General features: G+C 68.4%; 3 protein-coding genes. 2 read left to right on the top strand and 1 reads right to left on the bottom strand.

Annotation, left to right across the window (positions count from 1 at the left end; all coding sequences use genetic code 11):
• Nucleotides 1–112: 112 nt before the first annotated feature.
• A complete protein-coding gene (locus GA0115259_RS11955) occupies nucleotides 113–1,318 on the top strand; it encodes an acyl-CoA dehydrogenase family protein (RefSeq protein ID WP_093594928.1) in 1,206 nt (401 codons plus the stop codon).
• A gap of 70 nt (nucleotides 1,319–1,388) precedes the next feature.
• Here the strand turns inward: GA0115259_RS11955 and GA0115259_RS11950 are convergent, their stop codons facing one another.
• Nucleotides 1,389–1,823: a cell division protein SepF gene (locus tag GA0115259_RS11950; protein ID WP_093594925.1), complete on the bottom strand. Its 435-nt coding sequence runs from the start codon at nucleotides 1,821–1,823 to the stop codon at nucleotides 1,389–1,391.
• Between the two features lie 278 nt (nucleotides 1,824–2,101).
• Between GA0115259_RS11950 and GA0115259_RS11945 the strand changes: the two genes are divergently transcribed.
• The coding region (locus tag GA0115259_RS11945) for a DUF5685 family protein (protein ID WP_237539935.1) at nucleotides 2,102–2,410 on the top strand (309 nt) is incomplete at its 3' end.

Genomic DNA, 2,410 nt, shown 5'->3' with positions numbered 1-2,410 from the left:
GGTTAGCGGCTCGCCGCTCGCCGCCCGTCGACCGGGTCCGGCGGGGGCGAGGCACAACGGCGCTGCTAGTTTGTGCCGGTCCGAGTTCCGTGAGCCGCCGGGAGGTCCTGCCATGTCCGCACCGTCCGCCGCGAAGCTCCCGCCCTTCGATCCCGCCGATCCTCTCGGTCTCGACGATCTCCTCGATCCGGAGGACCTGGCGATCCGCGACACCGTGCGCGCCTGGGCCACGGACCGTGTGCTGCCTCATATCGCCGAGTGGTACGAGCGCGGCGAGCTGCCCGTCATCCGCGAGCTGGCCAGGGAGCTGGGCGGACTCGGCGCCCTCGGTATGTCCCTGAAGGGCTACGGCTGCGCGGGTGCCACCGCCGTCCAGTACGGGCTCGCCTGTCTGGAGCTGGAGGCCGCCGACTCCGGGATCCGCTCGCTCGTCTCCGTACAGGGCTCGCTCGCCATGTACGCGATCCACCGCTACGGCTCAGACGAGCAGAAGCAGCGCTGGCTGCCCGGGATGGCGGCGGGCGAGATCATCGGCTGCTTCGGACTCACCGAGCCCGACCACGGTTCGGATCCGGCCGGAATGCGGATGTACGCCAAGCGCGACGGCGGCGACTGGGTGCTCAACGGCCGAAAGATGTGGATCACCAATGGCTCGGTGGCGGGCGTCGCCGTCGTCTGGGCGCGCACCGACGACGCCGAGGGCGGAATCAGGGGATTCCTCGTCCCGGCCGGCACTCCGGGCTTCTCCGCGCCCGAGATCAGACACAAGTGGTCGCTGCGCGCCTCGGTCACCAGCGAGCTGGTCCTCGACGACGTACGGCTCCCGGCCGATGCCGTACTCCCGGGCGTCAGCGGACTGCGTGGACCGCTGAGCTGTCTGAGCCATGCCCGGTACGGCATCGTCTGGGGCTCCATGGGCGCCGCGCGCGCCAGCTTCGAGTCGGCGCTGTCGTACGCCACCTCACGTGAGCAGTTCGGACGGCCGATCGGCGGCTTCCAGCTCACCCAGGCCAAACTGGCCGACATGGCCCTCGAACTGCACAAGGGAATCCTGCTCGCCCACCATCTCGGGCGGCGTATGGACGCGGGCCGGCTCCGCGCCGAGCAGATCAGCTTCGGCAAGCTCAACAATGTGCGGGAAGCGATCGAGATCTGCCGGACCGCGCGGACGGTCCTCGGCGCCAACGGGATCTCGCTGGAGTATCCCGTGATGCGCCATGCCACGAATCTTGAGTCGGTGCTCACCTACGAGGGCACCGTCGAGATGCATCAGCTTGTCCTGGGCAAGGCGCTCACCGGTCTTGACGCCTTCCGGTGACTCCGGTCCACTCCGGCTCCGGGCCACTTCCGGTGCGGCGCGCGCCTCGGTGAACCGATGAGCGCCCTGCTCAGCTCTGGTTGAAGAAGCCGTCCTGCGGCCGTCCCGCCGCGTCGCCGGTGACGATCTCCGTGTCGGCCGGGCTCAGCAGGAAGACCCGGGTGGCGACCCGGTCGATCGAACCGCGCAGTCCGAAGATCAGCCCGGCGGCGAAGTCCACGACGCGCTTGGCGTCGGAGGCCTCCATGGCGGTGAGGTTCATGATGACCGGGACACCGGCGCGGAACAGCTCACCGATGCTCCGGGCGTCCCGGAAGCTCTCCGGGGAGACGGTGGCGATTCTGCGGTCACGCTCCTGGGCGGTCTCGGAGGCCACCCGCACCCGCGGATCGGTCTTCCAGGTGTCGCCGCTCTCCGCACTCTCGGCGTACTCGTCGTCGTAGTAACGCTCGTCGCTGTCCTCAACGAGGCCCAGCCAAGCGCTCGCCTTGCGCACCGATCCCATGGACGCCTCCTTTCACCGCGGTCACATCTCGTTCCCTGCCCCTATCGTCGTCCATGATGCGGATTGAGCGCCAAGGGGATAGTCGGCGCGCAGGCGATTCGTGACGGTACTGGTGCAGAAGATGTGGCGATTCGTCAAGGTTCTTCCAGCGTAGGGCCCCTGACGGGGTGCAAAATATGAACTTCCGGCCAGATGGGTGAGGCTGGGGACGTACGGGTGAACGGAGCGCTCGGTACGATGCCTCGCGCGCCAATGAGTGACTTCTCGGGGGATCAGTCATGTTCGGAATCGTCAGACCATGCAGTCACCGTCTCACCGACGGTCTCAAGACCGAGTGGATGGCTCATCTCTGCGGGCTCTGTCTGGCACTTCGCTCGGACCACGGCCAGTTCTCGCGGATCGTCACCAACTACGACGGGCTGATCGTCTCGGTTCTGACGGAGGCTCAGCTCGAACGCGCCGATGTACGGCGCCGGACGGCCGGGCCCTGTCCGCTGCGCGGTATGCGGACCGCGCCGGTCGCCCGTGGCGAGGGCGCGCGGCTGGCCGCCGCCGTCTCCCTGGTGCTGGCCTCGGCGAAGGTACGG

Source organism: Streptomyces sp. MnatMP-M17, from assembly GCF_900091995.1.
In the GTDB taxonomy this organism is placed as follows: domain Bacteria; phylum Actinomycetota; class Actinomycetes; order Streptomycetales; family Streptomycetaceae; genus Streptomyces.
Note: the sequence above shows the minus strand (reverse complement) of the source record. Positions and strands in the feature narration are given on the sequence as shown.